General features: G+C 72.4%; 19 protein-coding genes, 2 tRNA genes and 1 pseudogene. 7 read left to right on the top strand and 15 right to left on the bottom strand.

Annotated elements, in window-relative coordinates:
* Positions 1–52: 52 nt before the first annotated feature.
* Positions 53–1,210, bottom strand: a complete 1,158-nt coding sequence (locus tag HNR25_RS08870) for a carbohydrate kinase family protein (protein ID WP_184634187.1) — start codon at positions 1,208–1,210, stop codon at positions 53–55.
* A gap of 172 nt (positions 1,211–1,382) precedes the next feature.
* Between HNR25_RS08870 and HNR25_RS08875 the strand changes: the two genes are divergently transcribed.
* Positions 1,383–2,762, top strand: coding sequence for a family 4 glycosyl hydrolase (locus HNR25_RS08875; protein WP_184634188.1), 1,380 nt, complete (start codon positions 1,383–1,385; stop codon positions 2,760–2,762).
* Between the two features lie 68 nt (positions 2,763–2,830).
* Here the strand turns inward: HNR25_RS08875 and HNR25_RS08880 are convergent, their stop codons facing one another.
* The 7 genes from HNR25_RS08880 to topA form a co-directional block, all read right to left on the bottom strand.
* Positions 2,831–3,244 (bottom strand): hypothetical protein, encoded by a 414-nt coding sequence (locus HNR25_RS08880; RefSeq protein ID WP_184634189.1) that lies wholly within the window; start codon positions 3,242–3,244, stop codon positions 2,831–2,833.
* 270 nt (positions 3,245–3,514) lie between these two features.
* Entirely contained in the window at positions 3,515–3,859 is a 345-nt protein-coding gene (locus HNR25_RS08885; RefSeq protein ID WP_184634190.1) for a hypothetical protein, read from the bottom strand.
* Between the two features lie 129 nt (positions 3,860–3,988).
* Positions 3,989–4,061, bottom strand: a tRNA-Thr gene (locus tag HNR25_RS08890).
* A 95-nt stretch (positions 4,062–4,156) separates the two neighbouring features.
* Positions 4,157–5,701, bottom strand: a complete 1,545-nt coding sequence (locus tag HNR25_RS08895) for an alpha/beta hydrolase (RefSeq protein WP_184639032.1) — start codon at positions 5,699–5,701, stop codon at positions 4,157–4,159.
* Positions 5,702–5,858: 157 nt separating this feature from the next.
* A complete protein-coding gene (locus HNR25_RS08900) occupies positions 5,859–7,058 on the bottom strand; it encodes a DNA polymerase III subunit delta' (RefSeq protein ID WP_184634191.1) in 1,200 nt (399 codons plus the stop codon).
* Between the two features lie 166 nt (positions 7,059–7,224).
* Positions 7,225–9,606 (bottom strand): dTMP kinase, encoded by a 2,382-nt coding sequence (gene tmk, locus HNR25_RS08905; RefSeq protein ID WP_184634192.1) that lies wholly within the window; start codon positions 9,604–9,606, stop codon positions 7,225–7,227.
* A gap of 364 nt (positions 9,607–9,970) precedes the next feature.
* Positions 9,971–12,868: a type I DNA topoisomerase gene (gene topA, locus HNR25_RS08910; protein WP_184634193.1), complete on the bottom strand. Its 2,898-nt coding sequence runs from the start codon at positions 12,866–12,868 to the stop codon at positions 9,971–9,973.
* 229 nt (positions 12,869–13,097) lie between these two features.
* On the opposite strand from topA, the gene HNR25_RS08915 reads away from it, so the two are divergent.
* Positions 13,098–13,283, top strand: coding sequence for a DUF5703 family protein (locus HNR25_RS08915; protein ID WP_184634194.1), 186 nt, complete (start codon positions 13,098–13,100; stop codon positions 13,281–13,283).
* A gap of 433 nt (positions 13,284–13,716) precedes the next feature.
* On the opposite strand, the gene HNR25_RS08920 is transcribed toward HNR25_RS08915, so the two are convergent.
* From HNR25_RS08920 to HNR25_RS08935, 4 genes are all read right to left on the bottom strand, one after another.
* Positions 13,717–15,096 carry a hypothetical protein gene (locus HNR25_RS08920; RefSeq protein ID WP_184634195.1) on the bottom strand — a complete coding sequence of 460 codons (1,380 nt, stop codon included), beginning with the start codon at positions 15,094–15,096 and terminating at the stop codon, positions 13,717–13,719.
* Between the two features lie 307 nt (positions 15,097–15,403).
* Positions 15,404–16,150: a chaplin family protein gene (locus HNR25_RS26440; RefSeq protein ID WP_184634196.1), complete on the bottom strand. Its 747-nt coding sequence runs from the start codon at positions 16,148–16,150 to the stop codon at positions 15,404–15,406.
* 181 nt (positions 16,151–16,331) lie between these two features.
* Positions 16,332–17,240, bottom strand: coding sequence for a hypothetical protein (locus HNR25_RS08930; RefSeq protein WP_184634197.1), 909 nt, complete (start codon positions 17,238–17,240; stop codon positions 16,332–16,334).
* Positions 17,241–17,584: 344 nt separating this feature from the next.
* The gene (locus HNR25_RS08935; RefSeq protein ID WP_184634198.1) at positions 17,585–18,907 is read right to left on the bottom strand and encodes a M20/M25/M40 family metallo-hydrolase; all 1,323 of its coding nucleotides are present in this window, start codon (positions 18,905–18,907) and stop codon (positions 17,585–17,587) included.
* 138 nt (positions 18,908–19,045) lie between these two features.
* On the opposite strand from HNR25_RS08935, the gene HNR25_RS08940 reads away from it, so the two are divergent.
* Positions 19,046–19,130 (top strand) — tRNA-Leu (locus tag HNR25_RS08940).
* A gap of 538 nt (positions 19,131–19,668) precedes the next feature.
* Here the strand turns inward: HNR25_RS08940 and HNR25_RS27040 are convergent.
* The 3 genes and pseudogenes from HNR25_RS27040 to HNR25_RS08955 all read right to left on the bottom strand — a co-directional run.
* A pseudogene (locus tag HNR25_RS27040) lies at positions 19,669–20,823 on the bottom strand (recombinase family protein); the annotation flags it as partial.
* A 507-nt stretch (positions 20,824–21,330) separates the two neighbouring features.
* Positions 21,331–21,768, bottom strand: coding sequence for an XF1762 family protein (locus HNR25_RS08950; RefSeq protein ID WP_312862428.1), 438 nt, complete (start codon positions 21,766–21,768; stop codon positions 21,331–21,333).
* Complete coding sequence (locus tag HNR25_RS08955; RefSeq protein WP_184634199.1) at positions 21,765–22,655, bottom strand: adenine nucleotide alpha hydrolase family protein; 891 nt, start codon at positions 22,653–22,655, stop codon at positions 21,765–21,767. Before HNR25_RS08955 ends, HNR25_RS08950 begins: the two co-directional genes overlap by 4 nt.
* 289 nt (positions 22,656–22,944) lie before the next feature.
* Here HNR25_RS08955 and HNR25_RS08960 point away from each other — a divergent pair, with 289 nt between their 5' ends.
* From HNR25_RS08960 to HNR25_RS08975, 4 genes are all read left to right on the top strand, one after another.
* On the top strand, positions 22,945–23,676 hold the full coding sequence (locus tag HNR25_RS08960; RefSeq protein ID WP_184634200.1) for a sigma-70 RNA polymerase sigma factor region 4 domain-containing protein: 732 nt from the start codon (positions 22,945–22,947) through the stop codon (positions 23,674–23,676).
* A 162-nt stretch (positions 23,677–23,838) separates the two neighbouring features.
* Complete coding sequence (locus tag HNR25_RS08965) at positions 23,839–24,192, top strand: pilin (protein WP_221457469.1); 354 nt, start codon at positions 23,839–23,841, stop codon at positions 24,190–24,192.
* Positions 24,193–24,212: 20 nt separating this feature from the next.
* Entirely contained in the window at positions 24,213–25,985 is a 1,773-nt protein-coding gene (locus HNR25_RS08970; RefSeq protein WP_184634201.1) for a TrbL/VirB6 family protein, read from the top strand.
* Positions 25,986–26,921, top strand: coding sequence for a PrgI family protein (locus HNR25_RS08975; protein ID WP_184634202.1), 936 nt, complete (start codon positions 25,986–25,988; stop codon positions 26,919–26,921). It begins immediately after the preceding gene.
* The last annotated feature ends 3 nt before the right edge of the window (positions 26,922–26,924 follow it).

Genomic DNA, 26,924 nt, shown 5'->3' on the forward strand with positions numbered 1-26,924 from the left:
CACCCGGCCCGCACGGCGCGCCGGTACAAGCCGGTGCGCCGGCCTCCGCGGTTCACCGCAGGCCGATGGTGGCGCTGGCGCGGCGCTGCTCGGTGGGCAGCCACGACAGCGGCACCAGGTCGGCCAGGAAGGCGTAGTCGCGGGCCAGCTTGCGCTCGGTCGCGCTCTGGCCCGCCGCGATCTGGCCCCACCACGATGCGATGTCGGCCCAGCCCGGCGCCGACAGCGACCCGCCGGTATGGCGCAGCGACAGCGCGGCCGAGAGGTTGGCGAAACGCAGCCGCTGCTCCAGCGGCCAGTTCGCCAGCGTGCCGACGATGAACGCGGCGCCGAACACGTCCCCGGCCCCCGTGGTGTCGATGGCCTCCAGCACCAGCCCCTCCACCTCGGCGTGCTCGCCGGTGCACCGGTCCACCGCCAGTGCTCCGCGCGGCCCGTCGGTGACCACCGCCACCGGAACGCATTCGGCCAGTGCCGACAGCGCCGACGCCGGACTGCCGGTGCGGGTGTAGGCCATCGCCTCGATGGCGTTGGGCATGAACACGTCGCAGTGCCGCAGCTGCTCCAGCACCGACCCGCTCCAGGTCTCGCTGTCGTCCCAGCCCACGTCGGCGAAGATCCGCGCGCCCTCGGCGGCCTGGTCCAGCGCCCACTGCGGCATGCCCTGGTCCACGCCCAGGCTGACCAGAGCCGCCCGGGCCTGCGGCAGCGCACGGGCCATATCGGCATGGGGTGTGGGCGACGGATGCTCGTGGGTCACCATGCTGCGGTCGCCGCGGTAGGCCAGCGACACCGTGAAGGGCGAGTGCCAGTCGGGAATGCGCCGCGACGCCGACAGGTCGACGCGCTCCTGCGTGCTCAGCGTCTCCCAGGCGAAGTCGCCGTAGACGTCCTCGCCGAAGGCCGTCGCCACCGCCGTGCGCAGGCCCAGCCGCGACGCGGCGACAGCCGGGTTGGCGACCCCGCCCGGGCAGGAGCCCATGCCTTCGGCGCCGACTTCGGTACCGGCGGCCGGCGGCGCAGCCAGCCCGGTGAGGACGATGTCGAAGAAGACGGTCCCGCTCAGCGCCAGGTCGACGGCCGGGCTGTCGGGCTCGCGCTCCGCGGCCAGGACGTCGTGCGGCAACCCGACGAGCGGCGCCGACTCCAGCCTGCCGTCGGCCGTCGGCGCCTGCTGACCCTTCCCGCTGCCGCGCTTCTGCACGCCCATGGCCGCCCCTGCGATCGCCCGCCCCCGTGAGGGCTCCTTCCCGAACGTCCTAGAAGTGCAGGCTACGCAAGGACACCGCCGTCGGCACGTCCGACGTTGCGCACATCCGCCCGCACCGGAGCCGACTACCGTGAAAACCGGACCGGACCATCCGGGGAGAGGAGACGCACACGTGCGACTGGCCATTCTGGGCGGCGGCGGGTTCCGCGTGCCGCTGGTGCACCGCGCCCTGCTCGCCGAGTCCCTCCGCAGCGACGCCGTCGTATCCGAGGTGGTGCTGTTCGATCCGGACGAGCACCGGCTCGACGGCATCCGCGCCGTACTCGAACGCCAGCGCGACGCCCACCGGGCGGCGCACGGCCCGCCGCGGCTGAGCGTGCGCACCGCACGCAGCCTGCCCGAAACCCTCGACGGGGCGGGGACGGTCTTCTCCGCCATCCGGGTCGGCGCGATGCCGGGGCGGGTCGCCGACGAACGCGTCGCGCTGTCCGCGGGGGTACTCGGCCAGGAGACCGTCGGCGCCGGAGGCATCAACTACGGCCTGCGCACCCTGCCCATCGCCCAGCGGGTCGCCCGCGCGGTCGCCGAGCACGCGCCCCGAGCCTGGGTCGTCAACTTCACCAACCCGGCGGGCCTGGTCACCGAAGCGATGTCGGAGGTGCTCGGCGACCGTGTGATCGGCATCTGCGACTCCCCCGTCGGCCTGAGCCGCCGCGCCGCCCGCGCCCTCGGCCTGGACCCGGCGGCCGTGCGCCCCGACTACGCCGGCCTGAACCACCTCGGCTGGCTGCGCGGCCTGTGGAGCGGCGGCCGCGACCGGCTCCCCGAGCTACTGGCCGACACCCGGGCGCTGGAGTCCTTCGAGGAGGGCCGGATCTTCGGCGCCGAATGGGTGCGCGCCCTGGGCGCGCTGCCCAACGAGTACCTGCACTACTACTACATGGCGCGGGAGGCGGCCGCCGCAGCCGCCGACACCGCCCGCGAGGGCCTGACGCGCGGCGAGGAACTGGTGGAACAGCAGCGCGGCTTCTACCGCGAAGCCTCCGCGCGGCCCGGCGAGGCGTTCGAGCTGTGGGACCGCGCCCGGCTGGCGCGCGAACGCGGCTACATGGCCGACAACCGCCGCGCCTCCGGAGGCGACGAGCGCGACGGCGAAGACCTGGACGGCGGCGGCTACGAGGAGGTGGCGCTGGCGGTGATGCGGGCTGTGGCGCGCGACGAGCCGACCCGGCTGATCGCGGACGTGCGCAACCGCGGCGCCCTTCCCGGGCTGGACGACGACGCGGTGGTCGAGGTGCCCTGCCTCGTCGACGCCGGCGGCGCCCAGCCGCTGTCGGCCGCTCCGCTCGCCGACCACCAGCTCGGGCTGGTGCTGGCCGTGAAATCGGCCGAACGCGACGTGATGGAGGCGGTGCGCACCGGATCCCGCGCACATGCCCTGCGGGCGTTCGCCACCCACCCGCTGGTGGACTCGGTCACCACGGCCCGCACCCTGCTGGACGGCTACCTGGAGGCGTTCGGCGACCTCGGCGAGGTGCTGCCGAACCCGTAGCGGTAACGGGACGCCGCCCAGAAGCCGGGAGAAGGCCGACCGGTGCCGCGGCGAGGCCGGCCCGCAGATCAGACTTCGTCGGCCCCGACCACCAGGGCGAGGAGGTCGCCGGCATCGTTCCGTGCCGTATACCCCTCCGCGACGGCCTGCTCCATCACCGGGAACGCGAGGATATTCGCCCCGGAGGCCGGATCGGCGATTTCATCGGGGTAGTTTCCCGGCCCGGCGAGGACGTCGGCAGAACGCACCGCCTCCTCCATCCAGGGGATGGTGCCGCTCTTGCTGTCATACCAGCGCTTAACCGCCGCCTTCTCCGACCGGTCCGTGCCCAGGAACGCGCATGTCTTCGATCGCCGCCCCGTGTCGTCGTTGAAGTGCTGCCAGTGCGCTTGGGCCACCTGCTCCCACGGGGCAAAAGGCAGGAACAATTCGTCGACTCGGAATTCCGGCGGCTCGGGCGCCTCCGACTGGTCGTCGGCCATCGCGTAGACCGGATGCGTACCCGGCGGGGCCGGGTAGACGAACCCTCCGTCCCCCAGTACTTCGGGGTCATCCACACCACGCCTCTGGCGCCCTCGACCGCCACGAAATCGCCGACCCGCCCGATCCACGATGAGGCGCCCTTCCCGCGATGGACCTTGCGCATGGCCTTCTCGATGACACCTACCGCGATGTCGGACGTTTCGGTTTCCATGGGGCGGGGAGTGTGGCACGGGGCTACGACGGATCCGACCGGCAGCGGGCGTTCGCGGCTATCCAAAACTGCGGATCTCCGCAACGATCTCCTCGGCACGACGCTCACCGCAGCCGGTGGCGTCGCGGACCGCCCCGGCGGCCTCGTTGCCGCGGCCCTCGTCGAGGAGGCCGCGGACCCGGGCCAGCGTGTCGTCGGAAAGCGCGGACCCCGATCGATCCTGGCCGCCCTCAAGCAGGGTGTAGCCGCCGGCGGGCGGGTCGGCCGGGGCCGCAAGCGCCGAAGCGCCGGCGCCCGGCTCCACGTCCTGGTCGCCGCGGCGCAGCTGCCCCGCAACCCAGGCGCCCGTGCCGAGCACGGCCAGTGCTCCCAGTAGCGCCAGCACCATCAGCAGCAGGCTCATACCGGGTTGCTACCCAGTGCGTCGGAGTTTGCACCGTCCGTACGCATTTGCGAAGGCGCAGCGGGTGCGACGGCGACGAAAAAAGGCCCGGGACCGACGTGCAACGTCGGTCCCGGGCCTTCCCGGCGGAGCCGCCTGCCGGAATCGAACCGGCGACCTATTCATTACGAGTGAATCGCTCTACCGACTGAGCTAAGGCGGCACAGCCCCGCGTGCGGAGCGCTAACTAGTGTATCGCCTCCGAACCGCCGGTCGGTACATGGAACCCGTCCCGCCGCGGCCGCCGCCCACGCGCGGTCACGAGCACACGGTGCCCTCCTCGGGCGGCTCCGTCCGCAGCAGGTAGGCGTCGACGGCCTCGTCGACGCAGTCGCTGCCGCGCCCGTAGGCGGTGTGGCCGTCGCCGTCGCGGGTGAGCAGCACGCCCGATTCCAGCTCGGCGGCCAGGTTCTCGGCCCATTCGTACGGTGTCGCCGAATCGCGGGTGGTACCCACCACCAGGATGGGCGGTGCGCCCGGCGCGTCCAGCGGCTCCGGCTCGGGCACCGCCTCCTTCGGCCAGTAAGCGCAGGTCATCCCGCCCCACGTCAGGGACGCCCCGAACAGGGGGGAGGTGGCGTCGGCCCGTTCGGCCGCGTCGGCGAAGGCGTCGATGTCGCGCGGGCTCTGCCGGTCCGAGCAGTTCACCGTGACCAGCGCGGACGTGTAGTTGGTGTAGGCGTCGGCGTCGTCGCGGTTGTAGAGCTCGCCGCCCATCCGCAGCAGGCGGGTGCCGTCGCCGTCGAAGGCCTCGCCCAGCGCGGTGCGCAGCTTCGGCCAGGAGCTCTCGCTGTAGAGCGCCGAGTGGATCCCCAGCTCCAGCCAGGAGCGCCCGGCCCGGCGGTCGTCGTCGAGGTCGCTGTGCAGCGGCTCCCGCCCGGCCTCGTCCAGCAGGCCCGAGAGCTTGTCGACGGCGGGCTCGACTCCGTCTCCCTCGCTCCCCAGGGGGCAGTCGGCGTGCTCCAGGCAGTCTGCGATGAAGGACCGCAGCGCGACCTCGGAACCTTCGGCTTGGCGCATGCCCAGCTCGACGATTCCGGCGGAGGGGTCCATCGCGCCGTCGAGCACGAGCGCCCGCACCCGGTCCGGGAACATGTCGGCGTAATGCGCTCCGAGGTAGGTGCCGTAGGACTTGCCGAGGAAGGTGAGCTCGTCGTCGCCCAGCGCCGAGCGCAGCACGTCCACGTCGCGTGCGACCTCCTCGGTTCCCATGTGCATCACGAGCTCGCCGGAGTGCTCCCGGCAGCCGTCGACGAACCCGCGGTTGAGCCGGGCGAGTTCGTCGAGGCCCTCGCCGCTGACCGCGGCGGGGTCGGAGGCGCCGTCGCGGCCGGTGAAGTCGACGGCGATGAAATCGTCCATCGCGGACCTCCCCAGGCACGTGATGGGCGAACTGCGTTCCACTCCGCGCGGATCGAATCCGACGATGTCGAAGCGCTCGCGGACGGAGTCGCCGAACCTGCGAGCCGCGGTTTCGGCGTACTCGAAGCCCGATCCGCCGGGCCCGCCCGGATTGACCACAAGCGAGCCGGCGGGGTCGTTTCCGGTGGCCGGTATCCGCTGGACGGCGATCTCCAGCCGCTCGCCCGCGGGCTCGCCGTAGTCGAGCGGGACCGCGACGGTGCCGCACTGCGCGCCGTCGCCGCCGCAGTCGCGCCAGTCGATCCGCTGGCCGTAGAACCGCGCGGGCGCGCCGTCGGGGGCGTCGGCGGAACCGGACGCCTCGGGTCGAGCGTCGCCGCCGGAACCGGTGCATCCGGCCGCCGCGGCGGCCAGGGCGAGCGCCGCTGCCGCCGCGCGCAGCCCGCGCCGCGCAGGCGTCCGGTCCCGGGGGTTCGCGATCGGGGCGGGGGATGCCGTCGTGGTGTCCACAGCGACACCTTAGCCGCGCGGGAATCCGTGCGCCCCGGCCGTCCGCAGCCGCGTGCGGCCACGGCCGGCTGCGGCGCCGCGCCCGCGCTCAGCCCCGGTAGAGCGCCGCGGTCATCGCCTCCATCGCGATCTGCGGGTGCACGTTGGCGGCGATGCGTTCGCGGCAGAGCATGATGGCGTCGATGCGGCGCAGGGTGGACTCGGGTGCGGACGAGCGCGCGACGCGCTGGAGGTCGCCCTCGTGGCCGGCGGCGGACAGCTCCACCCGCGCGCCCAGCTGCACCGCCAGCACGTCACGGTAGAACGCCACGAGATCCATCAGCGCGGTGTCGTAAGTGTCGCGCTTGATACGGGTCGCCCGGCGCTTCTGCTGCTCCTCCAAGTCCTTGAGCGCGCCCGAGGCTCCGCGCACCGCCTTGGCCACGCCCTTGCCCGTGGATCCCTCGCCGAAGGCGGCCTTGAGGTCGGCGCGCTCGTGCTCGTCCAGTTCGGCCGTCGTGGCCTTGGCTTCGGCTTCGGCCAGCTCGTACAGCCGCGCCGCCGCCGCCACGCACGCACCGGTGCCCTCCAGCCGGGCCGGCATCCCCAGCACCTCGGAGCGGCGGTTCCGGGCTTCGGAATCGGTGGCCAACTGCCGCGCGCGCTCGACGTTGCCGGCCGCGGCCCGGGCGGCGTCGGCCGCCCGGCCGGGATCGACGCCGTCGCGCCGGACCAGCAGGTCGGCCACCGCCCCGGTCGGCGCAGACCCCAGGGCCACCTGGCGGCAGCGCGAGCGGATGGTGACCAGCATGTCCTCGGCGGTGGGGGTGCACAGCAGCCACACCGTACGCGGAGAGGGTTCCTCGACGGCTTTGAGCAGTGCGTTGGATGCGGCCTCGGTGGCGCGATCGGCGTCCTCGAACAGCACGATGCGGAACCGGCCCCCGGTGGGCCGCGACGCCGCCTTCAGCACCAGTTCGCGGGTCTTGTCGACGCCGAAGCTCAACCCGCTGGGGCGCACGTAGAGCACGTCGGCGTGGGTGCCGGCGAACACCTGGTGGCAGGCCTCGCACGAGCCGCAGCCGCCCCCAGGGCACTGCAGCGCGGCGGCGAACGCGCGCGCGGCCTCGGACCGCCCGGATCCGGGAGGGCCGGTGAACAGCCAGGCGTGGGTCATGCCCTCGCCCGGACCGCCGGCCAGGAGATCGTCTGCGGCGTGCACGGCAGCACGGAGCCGCTGGACCGCGGCCTCTTGGCCCACCAGGTCGCCGAAGACACCGTCCCGGCCCGATTCCGTTCGTTCGTTCACCGCTGCGCCCCGCTGGCTCCGTCGCCGATTCGGCCCGACCGTATGCGGCGCCGCCGCCCCGGTCCCTGCCAGGATAGGCCGCCGCGCCGACACTCCGCCGCCGCGGACCGGCGGCGCGAACGCCGCGGGACCCGCGCCGCCTTCCGGAGCCGGCCGCAGGCGGGCGTCACTCCTTGATGGTGGGCATCATGCCGGTGATCGCCTCGGCGTCCGTCGGCACAGGGTCGGGAAGGACCGGGCGCAGGCGCCGCTGGATCTCACGGGTGAGCTCTTCGGCGGACTCGCGCGCGTCGACGACGAGGTAGCGCGCCGGGTCGCGTCCGGCGAGCTCGCGGAAGCTCTGCCGCACGCGCGCGTGGAACTCCTCCGTTTCCGACTCCATGCGGTCGGTGGCGCCGCCCAGCCGCGCGAGCCCCTGCTCGGGCGGGATGTCCAGGAGCACGGTCAGGTGCGGGGACAGGTCCTCGGTCGCCCATTCGTTGACGCGCTCGATGTCGTCGCGGGCCAAGTCGCGGCCGGCTCCCTGGTAGGCCAGGTTGGAGTCGACGTAGCGGTCGCTGATGACGATCGCGCCGCGGCGCAGCGCGGGCAGGATCACCGACGCGACGTGCTCGGCCCGGTCGGCCGCATACAGCAGCGCCTCGGCGCGCGCGGACATCTCGGTGCCCTCGCGGTCCAGCAGCATCGCCCGCAGCCGCATCCCGAGCTTGGTCGAACCGGGCTCGCGGGTGGTCACCACCTCGAAGCCCTCTTCGCGCAGCCACACCGACAGCCGCCCGGCCTGCGTGGACTTGCCGGCGCCCTCGCCGCCCTCCAGAACGATGAAGGTGCCCGGCAGCCGCCCCTCCTCCTGCTGGACGTCGGCGGTGGGCAGAGGCACGCCGCGCAGTGCGGCCAGCAGCTCCCGGGACAGCGGGACCTCGCCGCCGTCGATCCGGCGGTAGGTGGCCAGCGCGGCGGCCAGAACCAGCAGGCCCGCGATGAGCAGCACCGCACCGCTGCCGAGGAACCCGTAGGAGAGGTCGCCGTAACCGAGCGCGTAGTCGCCGATGACCGCGGCGAGCAGGGGCGCGCCGACCACCGCGACGAGCAGCTCCGCGCGGGCCACGGCGTTGAGGTACCCCAGGGTGCGGGTGCGGATGTCCTCTTCCAGCTCCTGGTGCACCAGGGTGATTCCGGTCACCCACGTGATTCCGGCGGCGCCGCCGGCCAGTGCCACCAGCACGGCGGCCATGACCGTGTTCGGGATCAGGCCGGCGGCCAGCAGCGCGACGGCGGCCGCGCCCATGCTCACCGCGAACAGTCGCGGGCGGCTGAGGTGGTGCAGGATGCGCGGACCGGCCAGCATTCCCAGCGCCATGCCCGCGAACACGGCGGCGAAGAGCACACCGAACCCGGCGTTGCCCGCTCCGAGGCTCACCACGTGCAGGCGAGCGACGCCGGCCACGGCGGCCACCGCGGGGAACACGCTGACCATGCCGGCCAGCAGTCCGCGCACCAGCGGCGTCGTTCCCGCGAACCGGCCGCCCTGCCACAGGGTGCGCAGCAGGTTCTCCGGCCGGTAGCGCGGTACGGCCTCCTCCGGGGCCTCGGGGCGCTGCTCCGCGGTCCGAGCGGTGCCGCCGCCGTCCTGCGGTGCGGGCGCGAACTGCGCGGTGCGCTCGGTTGCGCCGGCACCGGTGGCCAGGGGGGCGGTGCGGTCGTCGGCGGCGGGTGCTGCGCCGCCCTCGGTGGTCTGCAGCTCGGCGGTGGCCTCGTCGTCCGACGACGGGACGGCGGGGGCCAGCGGCGTGGTGCGCTCGTCCTCGGCGGCCGCACCCGGCGCCGCAGGGGGTGCCGCAGCGGGCGCAGCCTCGCCCGCGGACCGGCGCGGCTTGGGCAGTGCCAGCGCGGTCAGCGCCGCGGCCATGTACGCCGCAGCGGCGGCGTAGAGGGCAGCGTCGGTCCGGGGTGCCAGGAACGCCTCGGCGCTCCCGGCGGGCCCGCCGCCTCCGGGAAGCAGGGCGCCCACCAGCCAGCTCAGCGACGCCAGCGCCGCGAAGAGCACGCCGGCCACCGGGGCGGTTGCGTACGACGTCAGGACCGCCAGCCGGGTGGCCTGGCCCAGGCGGCGCTGGGGCACCAGCTCGGCGAGGGCGGCGTCCTTGGCCGGGCTCCACGCCAGCGCCGCGATCTCGGCGAGGAAACCGGCGATGAGCAGCCAGTCCAGACGCCCGGCGAGGGGGATGGACAGGTAGAGGAGGGCGCGTACCGCATCGGCGACGACCATGGTCAGGCGCCGGTCGAACCGGTCGGCCAGCACGCCGGCCAGCGGGCTCAGCAGCACCGGCGGCGCGAGCTTGACCGCGGCGGCGCCCGCGACCGCGTAGGCCCGGGTCATCGGATCGGCGTCGGCGGTCAGCGCGGCGGCCAGAGCGAGGAGGGCGAGCAGGCCGAGCCAGTCGCCGAGGCTGGACAGCGAAAGCGCAGTCCACATGCGGCGGAACGGCTTGCTGGAGAGGACGCCGCGCGCCTCGCCCGGCGCTCCTAGGGGGGCAGATCTGCTCATAGCGATAAAGGTATCGACTGTTCTGACGCTGGGAAGTGGGCTTGGCCCTCGAACGGACCGGGGACGCCGGCGACCGGTCGTACTGCGGGCGCGGTCGCCAGCCTAGTGCGAGACTCGGATACGGCGATAGCTCGCTCGGCAGTGCGGGGTCCACACCCCCGCGCCTCGCGCCGCGCGGTGTGCGGGGAGCGTTCGCGGAACTTTAGCGCCGGGCGCATGCGGGCGCCACCCCGCGGGGCGGCGGTCGGCGGCGCCGGTACCGCAGCGGAACGCGGATGCGGGCGCCGACCTGGAGCGGTGCTGCGCGGACGGCTCCGTGCCTCTTCGGTCACACGGCGCTTCCGCGGACGTCGCGGATGCCCGGTCAGCCCTGCGAGGTGCCGCCCTTGGGGGTGCCGTCCTTGGTGCCGGAGCCGGCGGCGCTCGTGGACTTCTTGCCCGCCGTGGACTTCTTGGTGGTCGTGGACTTCTTTGCGGCGGTCTTCTTCGTCCCGGTGGACGACGCGGCCGACTTCCCCGACGCCGCCGAGGAGGACTTCGACGAGGACGACTCGGACGACGACTTCGACGAGGACGACTTCGCCGTGGATTTCTTGGCCGGCGCCTTGGCGCGCCGCTCGGCCAGCAGCTCGCCGGCACGTGCGTCGGTGACCGCCTCCACCTCGTCGCCCTTGCGCAGTGAGGCGTTGGTCTCGCCGTCGGTCACGTACGGCCCGAAGCGGCCGTCCTTGACCACCATCGGCTTGCCGGTCTCGGGATCGTTGCCCAGTTCGCGCAGCGGGGCCGCGGCCGCAGCGCGGCGGCCGCGCTGCTTGGGCTGGGCGAACAGCTCCCGGGCCTGCTCCACGGTGACCGTGAAGATCTGCTCCTCGGTCTCCAGCGAGCGGCTGTCGGTGCCTTTGCGCAGGTACGGGCCGAAGCGGCCGTTCTGCGCGGTGACCTGATCGCCGTCGATCTCACCCACCACCCGCGGCAACGACAGCAGCTTGAGGCCGTCCTCCAGGGTGATGGTGTCCAGGGTCATCGACTTCAGCAGCGACGCGGTCCGCGGCTTGGGGCCGTTCTTGGACTTCGACTTGGATTTGCCGCCGTTGGCGGACGCCTCGGCTTCGGGTTCCTCCAGCACCTCGGTGACGTAGGGGCCGAACCGCCCGTTGCGGGCGACGACCGCCCGCCCCGTCTCGGGGTCGGTGCCCAGCTCGCGGTCCCCGCTGGGCTGGGCGAACAGCTCCTCGGCCTTGTCCGGGGTCAGCTCGTCGGGAGCGAGCTCCTCGGGGATGTTCACCCGCTGGCCGTCGCGCTCCATGTACGGGCCGTAGCGGCCCACGCGGATCATGATGTCGGTCCCCACCAGCGGGAAGGAGCTGACCTCCTTGGGGTCGATCTCGCTGAGCTGGTCGCCCACCAGGTCCTTGAGCCCCGGCTCCTCCTCGCCGCCGTAGTAGAACCGGCGCAGCCACGGCACACTCTCGGCTTCGCCGCGGGCGATCCCGTCGAGCATGTCCTCCATGCGGGCGGTGAAGTCGTAGTCGACCAGGTTTCCGAAGTGCCGCTCCAGCAGCTGCACCACCGCGAACGCCAGGAAGGACGGCACCAGCGCCGAACCCTTCCGGAAGACGTAGCCGCGGTCGAGGATGGTGCCGATGATCGACGCGTAGGTCGAGGGCCGCCCGATCTCACGGTCCTCCAGCTCCTTGACCAGGCTCGCCTCGGTGTAGCGCGCCGGAGGGCGGGTGCTGTGGCCCTCGGCTTCGATCTCCTCGGCCGTGAGCGGGTCGTCCTCCTGCAGCGGCGGCAGGCGGCGCTCCCGGTCGTCGAGCTCGGCCTCGGGGTCGTCGGCCCCTTCGACATAGGCCTTGAGGAAGCCGTGGAAGGTGATGACCTTGCCGGTGGAGGTGAACTCGGCGACCTCGCCCGCGCTGGAAGCGCCGGCGACCTTCACCGTCACCGACTCGCCGACCGCGTCCTTCATCTGGGAGGCGACGGTGCGCTTCCAGATCAGCTCGTAGAGCCGGAACTCCGCACCGCTCAGACCGCTCTCGGCCGGCGTGCGGAAGGTGTCGCCGGCGGGGCGGATCGCCTCGTGGGCCTCCTGGGCGTTCTTGACCTTGCTGGTGTAGACCCGCGGCTTGGCCGGCACGTAGTCGCCGCCGTACAGCCCGGTGGCCTGATCGCGGGCCGCAGCGATGGCGCTGTCCGACAGCGTGGTGCTGTCGGTGCGCATGTAGGTGATGAACCCGTTCTCGTACAGCCGCTGGGCCACCTGCATGGTCTGCTTGGAGGACAGGTTCAGCTTGCGGGAGGCCTCCTGCTGCAGCGTGGTCGTGCGGAAGGGGGCGTAGGGCGAGCGCTTGTAGGGCTTGCGCTCCACCGAACGCACCGCGAAGTCGCTGCCGCCCAGCCGCTCGGCCAGGCCGCGCGCGGCCTGCTCGTCCAGGTGCAGCACACCCGAAGAGGAGCGCAGCTCGCCGGTCGAGGTGAAGTCGCGGCCCACCGCGGCCCGGGCGCCGTCGACCGTGGACAGCGAAGCGGTGAAAGAGGAGGGGGCGTCCGCGTACTCGCCCGCGGCTTCGAAGGACGCCTTGAGGCCCCAGTAGTCGGCGGATACGAAGCTGATGCGCTCCCGTTCGCGCTCCACGACCAGGCGGGTGGCCACCGACTGCACCCGGCCCGCCGAGAGCTTGGGCACCATGACCTTCTTCCACAGCACCGGCGAGACTTCGTAGCCGTAGAGGCGGTCGAGGACGCGGCGGGTCTCCTGGGCGTCCACCAGGCGCAGGTTGAGGTCGCGGGTGTTCTCGGCGGCGTGGCGGATGGCGTCCTTGGTGATCTCGTTGAACACCATGCGGCGCACCGGGACCTTGGGTTTGAGCTCCTCGCGCAGGTGCCAGGCGATGGCCTCGCCCTCACGGTCCTCATCCGTGGCGAGGTAGAGCTCGTCGGCCTCGGCCAGCAGCTCCTTCAGCCGTTTGACGTGCGGCTTCTTCTCGGTATTGACGACATAGAGGGGTTGGAAGTCGTGCTCGACGTTCACGCCGAGCCGCGCCCAGGACTCGCCCTTGTAGCGCGCCGGGACCTCGGCGGCCTTGGTGGGCAGGTCGCGGATGTGGCCGATGCTGGACTCCACGACGTATCCCCGGCCGAGATAGCCGGCGATGGTCTTGGCCTTGGCGGGCGACTCGACGATGACCAGCCGGGTCAGGCCCTGCTGGTCGGTGTCCTCGGAGCCGTTCTCGCCGGCGCTGCCCTTTTTGGGTGGCACGCTCTTCCCCTACATTTCGCCTTGCGCTGTCTGTGCGACCGGTCAACGGGTCCGCCAGCCATCGGAATTCCCGGCCACTGACGGTAACCGACGGCGACGCGATCCGCCCTTCGGGGCGGCGGGCACCGGTCGGTCCCTCCACCGGACGGGTCCGCAACCTGCGGGACCGGAGGTTCACGTGTACGAACGGTATGGCACGAACACCGCGGACGGTCGCAGAATGAGAACGATGCTTGAGTACGAATACCGGGAGATCCGCTTCTCCCGCGGCACATCGCGCAGTGTCACCCGCCAGGCGCTGACCGAGCAGGCCGAGTATGGGAAGTGGGAACTTTCCCGGGTACGCCTGTTTCCCGACGGGAGCCGGAACGTGACACTGCGCCGGAAGATCCTCCGACAGACACCGTTGATGTGATTTCCCGCACACTCGACGCGTGTCGCCGATCTCCGGGGGCCGAGTGGCCGGATCCGGCCCGTCCGTCTGCGCAGCCGCCGGCATGCCGGTCACCCCCGGTGGCCGGCGCGCGTTCCGCTGCACACATGTAAGCGGCGAGCCCCCTCGGAAGCTCCGAGAGGACCGCCGCCACGGCCGGCCGGTCCACCCCCGCAATGTCCACCACGACATCCTTGCGTGCGGGAGAGCACCGCACCGGCCGCGCGCCGGTCCTTCACGGAAGCCCCGGAAGGACTCGCCGCTACAGCGACGCGGCCGCCGTCCCGGCTCCCCCGCCGTCCACCACGACGTCCTTGCAATACGGGAGAGCACCGCACCGGCCGCGCGCCGGTCCATTCGCCTCAGCGGCGCTCCGCCTCCCGGCCGGGCCGGGGCGGGCGGGCCGCGTCCGGGCCTACAGGCCCAGGTCCTCCACCTGGTCCCCGACGCCGCCGGCGGAACCCGCCTGCTCGGTCGCGTCGGCCAGGCCGCTCAGCTCCTCGGGGGCGCTGTCGGCGGGCACCTGCGCCTCGATCGCCTCCGTACCGGGCACCTCCGCGTTCAGCGGCAGCACACCGGAGGGGTCGGGCAGCTCGTTGCGCAGCGGCAGCTCCTCGGCGGTCCGGTCGACGACCTCGGAGGCCTCCGGCACGGATCCGGCCGCCTGCGGCACCGTCTCGCCGGCGGTGTGCCGGACGTCGCCGCCCGCACCCTCGATCACCGCGGCGCCGTCGCCGTGGGAAGCCGCCCCCGCGGTGCCCAGCACCGCGCCGACCGCGTTGCCCGACACGTTGACCGGAACGTCGCCGTCGACCACCGCCTGGTTGCCGCCCAGCAGCGACCCGTTCCCCGAGGTCGTGATGTCGTCGCCGTCGTCGGCGACGATCGCGTGGGAGTCGTGGGAAGCCGCCCCCGCGACACCTCCCACCGCGCCGACCGCGTTGCCCGAGGCGTTCACCGGGACGTCCAGGTCGCCGACGAGCTGGTTGCCGCCCAGCAGCGACCCGTTGCCCGACGTCATGATGCTGTCGCCGCCGTCACCGGCGCGCTGGTGCAGGACGGGGCCGGCGTCGACGGCGTCCGGGCTGAGGTGGAGCGGGCGGCCGAGGTTGGCCCACTCCACCAGGCCGCCGGCCTCGGCCGGAGCCGCCTGCTGTTCGCGGTGGTAGCCGTCGGAGCCGTGGCTCATGCCGTGGTGGGCGTCCTCGGCGACCAGGGCACCGGTGTCGTGCGCGGCAGCACCGGCGACTCCGGCCACCGCGCCGACGGCGTTGCCCGAGGCGTTCACCGGGACGTCCAGGTCGGCGACGAGCTGGTTGGCGCTGGCCAGGGCCCCGTTGCCGCTGGAGCTGACGGTGTCGCCCCGGTGGTGGTGGCCGCCGTCGCCTTCGACGACCGCCGATCCGCTGCCGTGGGAGGAGGCGCCCGCGGTGCCCAGCACCGCGCCGACCGCGTTGCCCGACACGTTGACCGGAACGTCGCCGTCGACCACGGCCTGGTTGCCGCTCAGCACCGAGCCGTTCCCCGAGGTGTGCGGCCCGCTGCCGCCCTCGTCGACGACGGCGGCGCCGTCACCGTGGGAGGAGGCGCCCGCGGTGCCCAGCACCCCGCCGACCGCGTTGCCCGACACGTTGGCCGGGACGTCCAGGTTGCCCACCAGCTGGTTGCCGCTCAGCGCGGAGCCGTTCCCGGTGGTGGTGGGGTGGCTGTCGGCGAAGGAGACGCCGGCGCCCAGGGCGACGAAGCCGGCGGTGAGCACTGCCGTCTTTGCGGATGTGCGAACCCACGTACGCATGTGGGAGTCCTTTCGAAACGTTTGTGCAGCTGAGTGAGATGGATGCGGGGCCGCGGCGCTCTCGCCCCTGGCGGGGGCGCTCGCAGACGCGGCCGGGGGGCGCTCGGCAGCTGCGCACCTGGAAGGTGCGGGCTGCGCGGAGCGCGGGTCCCGCTCCCGCCCGGCGCCGGGATCGGCGTCCGGCGGGCGGCGGGTTCCCGAGCAGCTCCCCTCCGGCTGAGGAGAGGCTGACGTGAGTCCCGCGGCGTGGCCGTGACGCGGGGCTCGCGTCAGCCCCCCGGTCATGGCGACCGGGGAGCCGAACGGATCAGGAGTGGTCGGCCTTGCGGCGGACGAGGGCCAGCAGGCCCAGCCCGGCGAGGACGGCGCCTCCGGCGGCCACCAGCAGGGGCAGCAGCCCCGCCCCGGTGACCGGAAGGTCGTCGCCGGCGCCGTTCACCGGGGGCGTCGACGTGTCGTCGGACGGGGGAGTCTCGTCGTCGGGAGGCGTGCTCTCGTCGTCGGGAGGCGTGCTCTCGTCGTCCGGCGGCGTGCTCTCGTCGTCCGGCGGCGTGCTCTCGTCGTCCGGCGGCGTGCTCTCGTCGTCCGGCGGCGGGGTCTCGTATCCGGGCGGGGTGGTCTCGTCGTCCGGCGGCGGGGTCTCCTTGCTCTCGCCCTCGCAGTCGGCGCCGGCGTTGCCGACCGCCCCGACGGCGTTGCCGCAGACGTTCACCGGGGCGTCGGCGTCGGCGCCGACCTGGTTGCCGCCGCCGATGGACCCGTTACCACCGGTGGTGGTGTCCCCCTCGGACTCCGAAACCGAGGCGCCGCCGGAGGAGGATCCGGAGTCCCCGGTGGAGGCCCCGCTTCCCGCGCACTGGGCGCCGGCGGTCCCGAGCACCGCGACGGCGTTGCCGCACAGGTTCACCGGGATGTCGGCGTCGGCGCCGGCCTGATTGCCTCCGAGAACGGATCCGTTCCCGCTGGTCGTGGTGTCGGCGTAGGCGATCGGGGCTGCGGTGAAGAAGCCGGCCGCTACGAGGGCGGCGAACACCGTGGTCGTTTTCCTGGACATAAGGCGATTCCTTGTGACGAGTCGTACTGATGTGACGGGAATGCTCGCGCGGCGGCTGGTCGGCAGACGCGGTGCCGCGGAGCGGAGGCGAGCGGAACGGGCGCACGCCGGCTTCGGCGAAAGGCGCGAGAAAGCGCGCCGCGGTCAGGCGTGCGCCGTGGGCACGCCGGAGCGGCGCGTACTAGTCAGGCGAGAACGACGGGTCGTCGGCGGTGTAGCGGACGACCACGGCCGGGTCCTCGGGCAGGGCGACCCGCTGGCCGACGAGCCGCAGCGCGTTGGCGCGGTTCGTCTCGAAGCCCGTGGGTGCGGCGGGGACCGGCGAGGGCGACACCGTTCCGGTCGAGTCGGAGGTGTCGCTCAAGGCGGACCCGGTCAGCGGATCCGGAACGTCGGCAGAGCCGGCGGACTGGTCGGGCCCGCCGGAGGCAGGGTCGGCGGGGGCAGCGGCGGCCAGGGCCTCGGCCTCGGACCGCTGCGCCGGTACGCCCGAGTCGGCTGCGGAAGCGGCCCCCTCGGCGGGTGCGCTCTGCTGGCGGGCCGCCTCGCCGTCGCGACCGGGTTCGCCGGTCGCGGCGCCGTTCTGCGGCGGCCCGAATTCCCCTGCGACGTCGTCGAGCCCGGCCTGCCGGCCCTGGTCGACGGTCTGCTCCAGGTGGTCCTGGAGGCGACCCGCATCGCCGCCGATCCCGTCGGAGACGGCTCCGGCGAGCTCGGATTCGCTCAGGGACCCGTCGGCGAAACCGCCGACCTCGCGGCCAGCGCGCACAGTGCCGGTCACGACCTCACCGGTGCCCTGCGCCGTGGTCTCCACCACGCCACGGGTACCGGCTTCTGCGGCGTCGGCGGCCTCAGCCACCCCGTCGGACTCGGCCACCGATGCGAGCACCGGCGCCTCGGAGGCGGCGGGCCCGGATTCACCGGACTCACCGGACTCACCGGAGGTACCGCCGGCTTCGGCGGCGACCTCGGCGACGGGATCGAGGCCCGGGCCGGGGATCTCGTCGGCGCCGGCGGCCGCTGCACCCAGGAGCCACCCGGCGGCGGCCAACCCCGTCAGCACGCCCGCCCGGCGCAGGGCGCGACCCATGGAACGGCAGTTCGCGAGAGCGGGGCGATCCCGCTTCAGGCGACCTGCGAGCACCATGGACAACCTTCGCCCTTTCGACGAACACGGCTACGGGTAGCGGCCCGACGGGCCGCGTGAAGCGCCCGCAAAACCGAACCCTTGCGAACTGAAAGTTACCGTAGCATCACCGAGGGCGATGTGAAGCGGCAAACCGGCCAACCGGCCGAGGATTTTTCACAAGCCGATCTCCGCAGGTCACAAAGCGGGCAAAGGCCGCGCTTCCGGGGCGGCGTCCCGGCCGGCGGCGGCCCCGGCGAACCGCAGTGGGCCGCCGGGCCACCGGGGGCCGCCCCGGCCGCGCGGGATCAGCTCATGGAGATGAACCGGTCGAGGACCCGGACGCCGAACTGGAGTCCGTCGACGGGAACCCGCTCGTCCACGCCGTGGAACATGCCCGAGAAATTCAGGTCCGCCGGCAGCCGCAGCGGCGCGAACCCGTAGTTGCGGATACCCAGCGACTGGAAGCTCTTGGCGTCGGTACCGCCCGACAGGCAATAGGGGACGGCCTTGGCCTCCGGGTCCTCGGCCAGCAGCGACTCCGACATCGCGGTGGCGATTCCGCCCCCGAACCCGGTCTCCACGGAGGGCAGGTGGTGGATGAACTCGCGGTCGACCCCGGGTCCCAGCAGGCGGTCGATCTCGGCGAAGTACTCGTCCTCCAGCCCCGGCAGGAAACGCCCGTCCACGTCGGCCGTAGCCGTTCCGGGAATGACGTTGGCCTTGTAACCGGCGTCGAGCACGGTGGGGTTGACGGTGTGGCGCAGCGTGGCGCCGATCATGCTGGACACCGAGCCCAGCCGCGCGACGGTGGACTCCACGTCGTTCTCGTCGAACTCGATGCCGAACTCGGCGCAGACCTCCTCCATGAAGGTGCGCACGGTCGTGGTCAGCTGCACGGGGAACCGGTGCCGACCCAGGCGCGCGACGGCGTCGGCGAGCTCGGTCACGGCGTTGTCGTCGTTGGTCATCGACCCGTGCCCGGCGGTGCCGCGCGCCTTGAGGCGCATCCAGGCGATGCCCTTCTCGGCGGTCTCGACCAGATACAGCCGCCGGTTCTCGGCCACGGTGACACTGAATCCGCCGACCTCGCTGATCGCCTCGCTGCAATCGGCGAAGAGCCCGGGGTGCTGGTCGACCAGCCAACGGGCGCCCCAGGTGCCGCCCGCCTCCTCGTCGGCGAGGAACGCCAGCACGATGTCGCGCGGCGGTCGCCGCCCTTCGCGCATGCGCCGGCGCAGCACGGCCAGGATCATGGCGTCCATGTCCTTCATGTCGATCGCGCCGCGCCCCCAGACGCACCCGTCGGCGATCTCGCCTCCGAAGGGGTCGTGCGTCCAGTCGGCGGCGTCGGCGGGCACGACGTCCAGGTGCCCGTGCAGCAGCAGCGGCGCCCGTCCGGGATCCTCCCCGGGGACGCGCGCCACGACGCTGCTGCGCCCCGGGTGCGACTCGTAGATCGTCGGTTCGATCCCGACCTCGTCCAGCTTGGCGGCGACGTACTCCGCCGCCGCCCGCTCCCCGGGACCCGAGTGGTCGCCGTAGTTGGACGTATCGATGGCGATGAGCTCCCGGCACAGATCCACGACCTCGCGCTCGGCCCCGCTCACCCCGTCACCAGCCTCCACCATGACGCTGACCGCCTCCTCTTCACCGCAGACTTCGGTCCCGACCCTTCCATGCTCCCCCCGAAGCCCGAAACGATGTCCGATCGGCCCCAGACCTTTGCTATGGTTAATCCAGCCAGCGCACGGCGTGCGGGGCGATACGTCCGGGTGGCGGAATAGGTAGACGCGCTAGCTTGAGGTGCTAGTGCCCGCATAGGGCATGGGGGTTCAAGTCCCCCCTCGGACACTTTCGAATCTCCTATGAGATCGGGGCTGAGGACCACCTCAGCCTGAACGGTCTCCTCACCGGGGTTGTAGGTCGCCCTTAAGCCGAGCTGCTTGTACAGCTCGGCTTTGTCATCGGAGTCGGCCCCCTCCAGGACCCGGACGATGTCGCCCAATTCATGCACCATCTGGGTGATGGTCGCCTCGTCCAAGCGATCGCTGGGGGCTTGCAGGCGCTTCAGCTTGGCCTGGGCGGCTTGGCGCTGGTTCTCGGCCTCAGTGATCCACTCGATCACGGCTGAGGCCGCCGCGCCCCCGTCCAGGGCATCGCGGTACTGGCGAAGCCGGCGCTCGCACTCCTCGATCTCCATACGGATCCGCTGCTCCTGGGCTGCGTATTCGTCGTGTCCTTGATTGGCCGCCATGGCGGCGATGGTCTCGTCGATGCGGTCGGGGGCGAACTCCCGCGCCAGCCAGGCGTCGAGCTGCGGCACCACGAGGTCTTCGCGCAGGTAGACGTTGCGCGGGTGCTCGATCTTGTTGGCCAGCGCGTACTCCTGGGGGAACCGGCACCGGTAATAAGGAGCGTTGTTGGTCCACTGGCCCTGCATCCGCCGGTCGCAGACCCCGCAAAACAGCAGAGTGCGCAGCACGTAGGGGTAGCGGCGCCGGTGCGGCTTGTGGGAGGTCGGCCCGGTCCCGCGCGCGGCCAGGATCTGCTGGACCTGGTCGAAGGCTTCCTGAGGGATCAAGGACTCATGCATGATCCGCTCCGACCACACCCACTCGTCCTTGTCGTTCCAGCGCTGTTTGGTGGTGTGGCCGAGCTGCACGTCGTGGACGTCGATGAGTTCTTCGTCCTTGCGCTGCTTGGCCCAGACCTGGCGGCCGGTGTAGCGCGGGTTGGTCAGGATCACCCGGATGGCGCCCTTGGCCCAGGCGACGCCGGAGCGGTGCCGGTTGCGCTTGCGGTCGTAGGCCGAGGGCGAGGGGATGCCCTCACGGGTCAAGTGCTCGGCGAGCTGCCCGATGCTCCACCCATTGAGGAAGTGAGCGAAGATGAGCCGCACCACCCACTCGGTCTGCGGGTCGGGCACCAGGCGGTGCATCCGCTTGCCGTCGGAGGCCTTGGCGGGGTTGGGGTGCGGGCCGACGTCCTCCAGCATGTATCCGTACGGCGGGCGCCCGCCCAGCCAGCGCCCCTCCATCTGAGCTTGGGAGGTCATGGCGGCGCGCACCCGGGTCTTGATGCGGGTGCGCTCTCCCTTGGAGATCCCGCCGTACATCGACATGATCAGTTCGTGGGCCTCGTTCGCGGGGTCGATCGCCCCGCCGATCTCGGGCACCCAGAGCTGGACGCTGTAGTGCTCGAACATAGGGAACGTCATCGCGAACTGGTTGCCGTAGAACGCGCGCTGCGGCTCGCCGACTACCACCGCATCGAATCCGCGGTTGGGGTTGGCCAGCAGGTCCAGCAGCCGACTGGCCTGCGGGCGCCGCTGCGGCGGCACCGAGCGGGAGCGGTCGATGTCGAAGAACTCCTCGACGATGTGCCCACCGTGGTTCTGGATCAGGGCGGTAGCGCGCGAGCGCTGCCACTGCCGTGAGGATTCCGGGTCCTGCTGGTCCTCGGTGGAGACTCGTCCGAGGAAAGCAAAGTCTGTTGGTTCGGAGCCGGGCTTTCGGATCGGGTTGCCGACCGGCCTGTGGGTCATCGGTCACCTGCTTCCTCGTCTGATCGAGGGGCATGCTCATCGGCTGCGAATCGCTGTGCGTATGCCCTGCGAATGATCCGCAGCAGCGCTCGGGCCGCTTGGGGAGTGAGGACGGGCGCGTCATCGGGAAGGACCACCCGAACCTGCTGGGGGTTATCCGACGCTTCGCGGCTTTCGTGCCCGCCAGGATAGGCGTCGGCACCGCCGTCGACACCATGTTTTAGCTGGTCAGAAGCATTTTCTTCCCGTCGAGTCACAGCGGAATCACCTCGGGGCAAGCGCCGGTGCGGCAACGGTAGGCATTGCCGGATACGCCGCGTCGGTCACTCCCGTGGGGGCGTGCCGACTCCGATCGCGCCGCAGTGGCGAAGCGGCGGCGAACACCCGACGAAGAAACCGCTGGCTGGTTGCCGAGCGACACCGGGCGGCAATGCCGCCCGGCAGACGGGCGCCGGGAGCAACTGATTCGCGGCAACGACATGGAGGAGACGAACAGCAGGCGGGGGATCATGGCGCCTCCCATCGGATACGGGCCGAACCTTGAGCGCGGGGCCGGCGGGGCGGGTGCCAGTCCTCGCGCGGTGGCAATGCCGCCGCCGGCGTCCAGTTGGCGGCGCGCAGGGAGGTGCCGGGCTCCTCGGCGCGGGTGTAGGTGAGCAGGCGCTCATAGGCCAGGGCCCGGGCTGCGCGCCGGCAGGCGGCATAGAGCATCGAACAGGCGTTGGGCGTGCCGTCGGTGGCCAGGCGGGTGACCTCCAGGGTGCGGCCGTCGTCGAGCCCGCGCGCCACGGGGCGCCCGACGACGGCGACCGCCACCAGCGCCCCGGTTTCGTCGGCGGCGCCGATGCTGAACTTGTGGCCGCGCGGGGGCGGCAGGTGGCGGTGGAAGACCTCGATGAAGGCCTTGGCTTCGGCCAGACTCACCGGAATCAGGTGCAGGCTCACCGGTCACCTCCGTCGTTGTCGGCGTCCGCCCCGTCCGGCTCCTCGCTGCCGCGGCAACTCCAGGGCGAGCACCCGTCGGGCTCGGGCCCGGTGTCGATGCCCAGGTCGACCTGTTCCAAGGGGATGCGGTCGCGATGCAGGTAGGCCGTGCCATGAAGCGGCATGCCGCGCGCGGTGGCGCCCGGAGGGCCGTGCCGGATGGCGGCATCGAAGGCAACGGCGTCCTCGAAGGAGGCCGGATCGGTGGCTCGCATCTCGGCCCAGGACTCGTTGGAGCGGAACGGGCACCCGATGCAGGCGGATTTGGGAGTGTCGCCGAGGCCGTGGAGGGTGAGGAACGCGGCGCAGTCGCGGCGCGTCCAGCCGATGTCCAGCAGCGGGAAGACGTTGCGCAGATAGCCGACGTCGGCGTCCTTGGCGCGGTGGACCTCGTCGACGCTGATGCCGATGGCCTGCTCGGCATAGATCCCCGTGGGGACACGTGCCGGATGGGGATAGCCCAGCAGGCGGCGGGCCTCGCGCTTGAGCGGGCGGACCTTGTACTCGCTGGTGCATTGGCGCCGGCCCATCCGGTGCTCGCCGTGGGGGCCGTGGATGAACAGCGGCATGCCGGCGAACCGGTGCCGGGGGTCGAGGGCGTCGTCGCGGATGTTGCCGGCGGCAACGCGTAGCAGGGGGATCCCGGCATCGGCGGCAACGGCTTCGATCCGCTGCAGGTGCTGGTAGACGGCCGGGGGTTCCCATCCGGTGTCGGCGAACAGGGCGTAGTCGAAGGTCGGGATCGCGCCGCGGGCGGCGAGCAGCAGCAGGGTGCTGGACTGCACGCCCGCCCCCAGCGACAGCAGCTTCAGCGCGGGTGCGGGCCGGTGCGGATCGCGTAGGGCCATGGGTTGGTGTCGGCGGCGGCCAACGAACGTCCCACTGGTATATGCAGAAATCCGGGCCGCTCAGCGTCCACCCATGCCCGGATCGGTTCGCGGGTGTGCGTACGCACGGCGTTCGCACCCCGCATGTGGCGTAGTTCCGTCCGGCTGCGCTGGGGCGCCCGCACATCGAGGGATTCGTTCGCCGGGTCTTCGCCGATTCTTCGCACACGCGACTGCGAATATCGTGCTCATTTTTGGCGAAGCCGGGTGTGTATCACTGGTGACTCCCGACAACGCGAGGGAGTTCATCATGAGTTCCACGCCGTTTTCCGTGCTGCGCCGCTCCTTTGACACACTCGCCGCCACTCATGGCGGCCCGCTGCTGGATGCCGCGGGAATTACCGGAGCACCCCGCACTTCTCTTTCCGCAGCGGATTTGGCCGCGTGGCTGCCCGAAGCCACGGCCGAGGCGACCGATGAGGCCTGGCGGCGCCTGATCGTCCGGGCACGCACCGGTGAGGCCGCCTGGACGGTGATCGCGGCCGGGTTGGCGCTGCCCGGTCTGTATGCCGCGCGCAACCGGATGTGCCGCGGCCTGGGCGCCGACGTGGCCGATTTGGAAGCCGAGATGCTCAGCGCCCTGATCGCCCAGATGCGCGCGCTGGATCCGGAGCCGCGGGCGGTGTGTGGGCGGCTGGTCTATGCGGTGCGCAAGGCCGGGCAGCGCTACCGCTACCTGCGCGACCAACAGCGCCGTCGCGAGCGCCCCCACCAGGACGCCCGCCGGGAGGCGGCCCTGCCTCGTGCGCGCGGGCCGGTGACCGTGCTGGCCGAGGCCGTGGCCGGCGGCGTGCTCACCTCGCAAGAGGCGGAGTTGGTCGCGCGCACGCACCTGGAAGGCCACCGGCTCACAGCGGTCGCCCGGGAGCTGGGGTTGTCGTATACGACCGCGCGGCGCCGCCGCAAACACGCCTGCGCGCGCCTGGCCGAAACCATCCAGGACGGAAAAGCGGCCGCGTCGGTGGACGCTGACGGGCTCTGAATTCTGCATATACGAGTGCGGGCGATTTATCCGCCCGGACGTAAGGGGCGGGGACGCGGCCAACGAACGCTCCCCCGGTTTCCACGTCGCGCGAGAAAGGAGAGTCGGCGCTTCCCCGCCCCTTCTCCCCTGCTTTTCGTTCGTTCTTTTGAGGTGACGACTATGCCGCTCCCGCGCGCACGCCCGGCGCGCGTCGCTGTCGTCGGCGCGCTGCTGTGCGTCCTGTTCGTGCTCGCCCCGGGTTCTGCCGCTCTGGCCCAGGGCGCCGAGCAGCCCGGAGTCTCGGATCTGGGTGAGGTGATCACCAACATCCGCAACTGGCTCGTGGGCCTGCTGGTGGCGCTGGCCACGCTGCTGCTGACCATCGGCGGGCTGCGCTACCTGCTGGCCGGCGGGGATCCCGGCGAGGTCAGCAAGGCCAAGGACACGCTGAAGTACTCCGCGCTGGGCTATGGGGTCGCGATCCTCGCGCCGATCCTGGTGGAGATCCTGCGCGGCTTCGTCGGGCTGGGCTGAGGATGCGCACCCGCCACCGGATGGGTCTTGCCCTGGGCGCCGCGGCACTGCTGGTGCTGGTGCCGGTTGCCGCACCCCGTGTGGCGGCACTCGGGGCGGCACCGGCCGCGGCCGCGACCCCGGCGCCGCCCCAGCCCGGTGCCGAGCCCGAACCGCCGCAGACGAGAGAGGCGCCCTCTCCCGCACCCACGCCTACACCGAGCTCCGACCCCGATGGCAATGACAGCGGCAACGGGGTGCAGGAGGAGCCACCCACTGCGGGCCAGGAGTGCGGCGCGTTCGACTACGCCTGCAAGGTCACCGAGGCCCTCAACACGTGGCTGATCTCGACGGTGACCGACATGGCCAACGCCGGCCTGGTCACCGCCGCGGTCGGGATGATCTCCACCCCGCCGCCCACCTCCGGCATCGAAGACGCCTGGCGGATCTCCCAGCAGGTGACCAGCACGGTGTACGTGCTGGTGGTCACCGTGGCCGGGGTGCTGGTGATGACCAACCCCAGCGTGCAGACCTCGGCCAGCCTCAAGGAGGTCCTGCCGCGGGTGCTGCTGGGCTTCGTCGGCGCCAACGCGAGCTGGTTCCTGTGCTCGCTGATGGCCGATGTCGGCAACGGAGCCGCCCTGGGGCTGGTCAGCGACACCGCCACGCCGGAGAGCGTGGCCCAGGCCATAGGGCGCATCATCGCCAACCCCGAGGGCGAGCTGTTCATCGTCGTGCTGCTCTTCCTGGTCGCCAACCTCCTGGCGGTGTTCCTGTACTTCGCCGTGCTGATTCGCATCGTGCTGTGGCTGCTGCTGACGGCGATCGCGCCCATCGCGCTGGCCTGCCACGCCCTGCCCCAGACCGATGGGCTGGCCCGGCTGTGGTGGCGGGCGATGTCGGCGCTGCTGATCATCCAGGTGGCCCAGGCCCTGGTGCTGCGCATCGCGGTGACCGTGTTCCTCAACCGCGAGCAGATGCAGGCGCTGGATCCCGGCGGCACCGTGGGGTCTCTGGCCGATGTGGCGCTGTTGATCTGCTGCCTGTATGTGCTGGTGCGCATCCCGTTCTGGGCGTTCAAGCAGGTGTTCAACCTGGGCAACTCGCCGGCGGTCAAGGGCCTGAAGCTGGCGGTGAGCCTGCTCGTGTTCCGCAACATCGGCAAGGCGCTGGCCGGTGCTAAAGGGGCCAAGGCGGGAGGGCAGGCCGCGCGCCAGGGCGCCCAGCGCACTGCCGCGCGGACCACGGCGGCACGCCGCCCGCCGACACGGGCGGCGCGGTGGCACCAGCCCCGACTGCCGCTGCAGATGCCGGCACCGAAGACACAGCCGCAGCAGCCGATCCCGGGTATCGATCGCCAGATCGACCCGACCCGGCAGCGACGACTGCGGGAGCGCCGCCGATGGGTCCAGCCCACCCTGCCCGAGGGCGCGCTGGGCCGGCGCAGCCGACCGGCCTGGCACCGCCAACCGGCCCTGCCCGGCATGCAGGGCCCGCCCCAAGGGCGTCAAGAGCCGATTCCCGGCCTGCGCACCCCGCCTCCGGCGCGCCAGGAGGCGCTGTTCGAGCCCACACCGCAGATGCGACGCCCGTCGCGGCGCCCGGCCGCGCCATCCCAGCCGAGGCGAGAGAACGGCCGCAACGACCCGGGGGGCTCCGAACCGGTGCGCCCGGGCCCGTCCCCTCGACCGCCAGCACAGTCGAGCGGTGGTGCAGAGCGCCCAACCCCCTATCACCAGGCGCCTCAGCCGCGGCCGATCCGTCCCACGCCCCGCCACCGTCCCCGCCGCGACAACCCCGGACGGAGGTCCTGAATGCGTGTGCGCATGCCCGCCGACATCGAGCGGGAAGACAAGCTCCTGGCCAACCTCTCAGCCCGCCAACTGCTGATCATCGGGATCCCCGGCCTGGGCCTGTGGGCCCTGTGGAGCGCCCTGGGCGATGCGGTGCCGTTGCCGGTGCTGGGCGCCCTGGCCGTCCCGCTCATGGGAGCGGCGGTGGCCGCCGCCCTCATCCAGCGCGACGGGCTGAGCCTGGACCGCCTCCTCGTGGCGGCGGTGCGGTTCCACCGCGCTCCCAAGCGCCGCGCCACCACCGCCCCGTCCTCAGCGGAAGTGCCGTCATGGATCAGCGCCGATCCCGGCCCGCTCCCGGCACCGCTGGAGCTGCCCGTCTCAGCGATCGGTGACGACGGGGTGATCGACCTGGGCGAGCACGGCGCCGCCCTCGTCCTCGACTGCTCGACCGTCAACGTCGGGCTGCGCACCGAGGAGGAACGCGCCGCCCTCGTGTCCGGGTTCGCCTCCTACCTCAACTCCCTGGCGGCTCCGGTCCAGATCCTGGTGCGCGCCGAATCGGTACGTCTGGACCCGCTGATTGCCGCCCTCGATGCCGCGGCACCGACGTTGCCGCACCCGGCACTGGAGCAGGCCGCCCGCGCCCACGCCGACTTCCTCAACGACCTGGCCGCCTCCCACACGCTGCTGTATCGCCGCGTGCTGCTGGTGGTGCGCGAGCCTGCCGCCCACGGGCGGCAGGCAGCGGCAACGCTCAAGCGCCGGGCCGACGATGCCGCCCGGGCGCTGGCTGGTGCCGGCAGCACCGCCACCGTCCTCGACGGACCGCGGGCCGTCGCCGTGCTCGCCGCGGCCGCCGACCCCACCCGTACCGGCGGCGTCGCCCCGGAAGATCTCGCCGCCCCCGATGCCGTGATCACCGGCCCGGAAACCGAACAGCAGGAGGAGGGCTGAACC

The sequence above is a fragment of the Streptomonospora salina genome, from assembly GCF_014204715.1.
GTDB lineage: Bacteria > Actinomycetota > Actinomycetes > Streptosporangiales > Streptosporangiaceae > Streptomonospora > Streptomonospora salina.

Excerpts from the sequence above, each read along its gene's own strand:
- tmk (WP_184634192.1), bottom strand. The coding sequence starts at position 9,606 with ATGAGCAGATCTGCCCCCCTAGGAGCGCCGGGCGAGGCGCGCGGCGTC.
- HNR25_RS08930 (WP_184634197.1), bottom strand. The coding sequence starts at position 17,240 with ATGGGTCGCGCCCTGCGCCGGGCGGGCGTGCTGACGGGGTTGGCCGCC.
- HNR25_RS08915 (WP_184634194.1), top strand. The coding sequence starts at position 13,098 with ATGCTTGAGTACGAATACCGGGAGATCCGCTTCTCCCGCGGCACATCG.
- HNR25_RS08970 (WP_184634201.1), top strand. The coding sequence starts at position 24,213 with ATGGGTCTTGCCCTGGGCGCCGCGGCACTGCTGGTGCTGGTGCCGGTT.
- HNR25_RS08960 (WP_184634200.1), top strand. The coding sequence starts at position 22,945 with ATGAGTTCCACGCCGTTTTCCGTGCTGCGCCGCTCCTTTGACACACTC.
- HNR25_RS08975 (WP_184634202.1), top strand. The coding sequence starts at position 25,986 with ATGCGTGTGCGCATGCCCGCCGACATCGAGCGGGAAGACAAGCTCCTG.
- HNR25_RS08920 (WP_184634195.1), bottom strand. The coding sequence starts at position 15,096 with ATGCGTACGTGGGTTCGCACATCCGCAAAGACGGCAGTGCTCACCGCC.
- HNR25_RS08885 (WP_184634190.1), bottom strand. The coding sequence starts at position 3,859 with ATGAGCCTGCTGCTGATGGTGCTGGCGCTACTGGGAGCACTGGCCGTG.
- HNR25_RS08955 (WP_184634199.1), bottom strand. The coding sequence starts at position 22,655 with ATGGCCCTACGCGATCCGCACCGGCCCGCACCCGCGCTGAAGCTGCTG.
- HNR25_RS08965 (WP_221457469.1), top strand. The coding sequence starts at position 23,839 with ATGCCGCTCCCGCGCGCACGCCCGGCGCGCGTCGCTGTCGTCGGCGCG.
- HNR25_RS08870 (WP_184634187.1), bottom strand. The coding sequence starts at position 1,210 with ATGGGCGTGCAGAAGCGCGGCAGCGGGAAGGGTCAGCAGGCGCCGACG.
- HNR25_RS08935 (WP_184634198.1), bottom strand. The coding sequence starts at position 18,907 with ATGGTGGAGGCTGGTGACGGGGTGAGCGGGGCCGAGCGCGAGGTCGTG.
- HNR25_RS26440 (WP_184634196.1), bottom strand. The coding sequence starts at position 16,150 with ATGTCCAGGAAAACGACCACGGTGTTCGCCGCCCTCGTAGCGGCCGGC.
- HNR25_RS08880 (WP_184634189.1), bottom strand. The coding sequence starts at position 3,244 with ATGGCCGACGACCAGTCGGAGGCGCCCGAGCCGCCGGAATTCCGAGTC.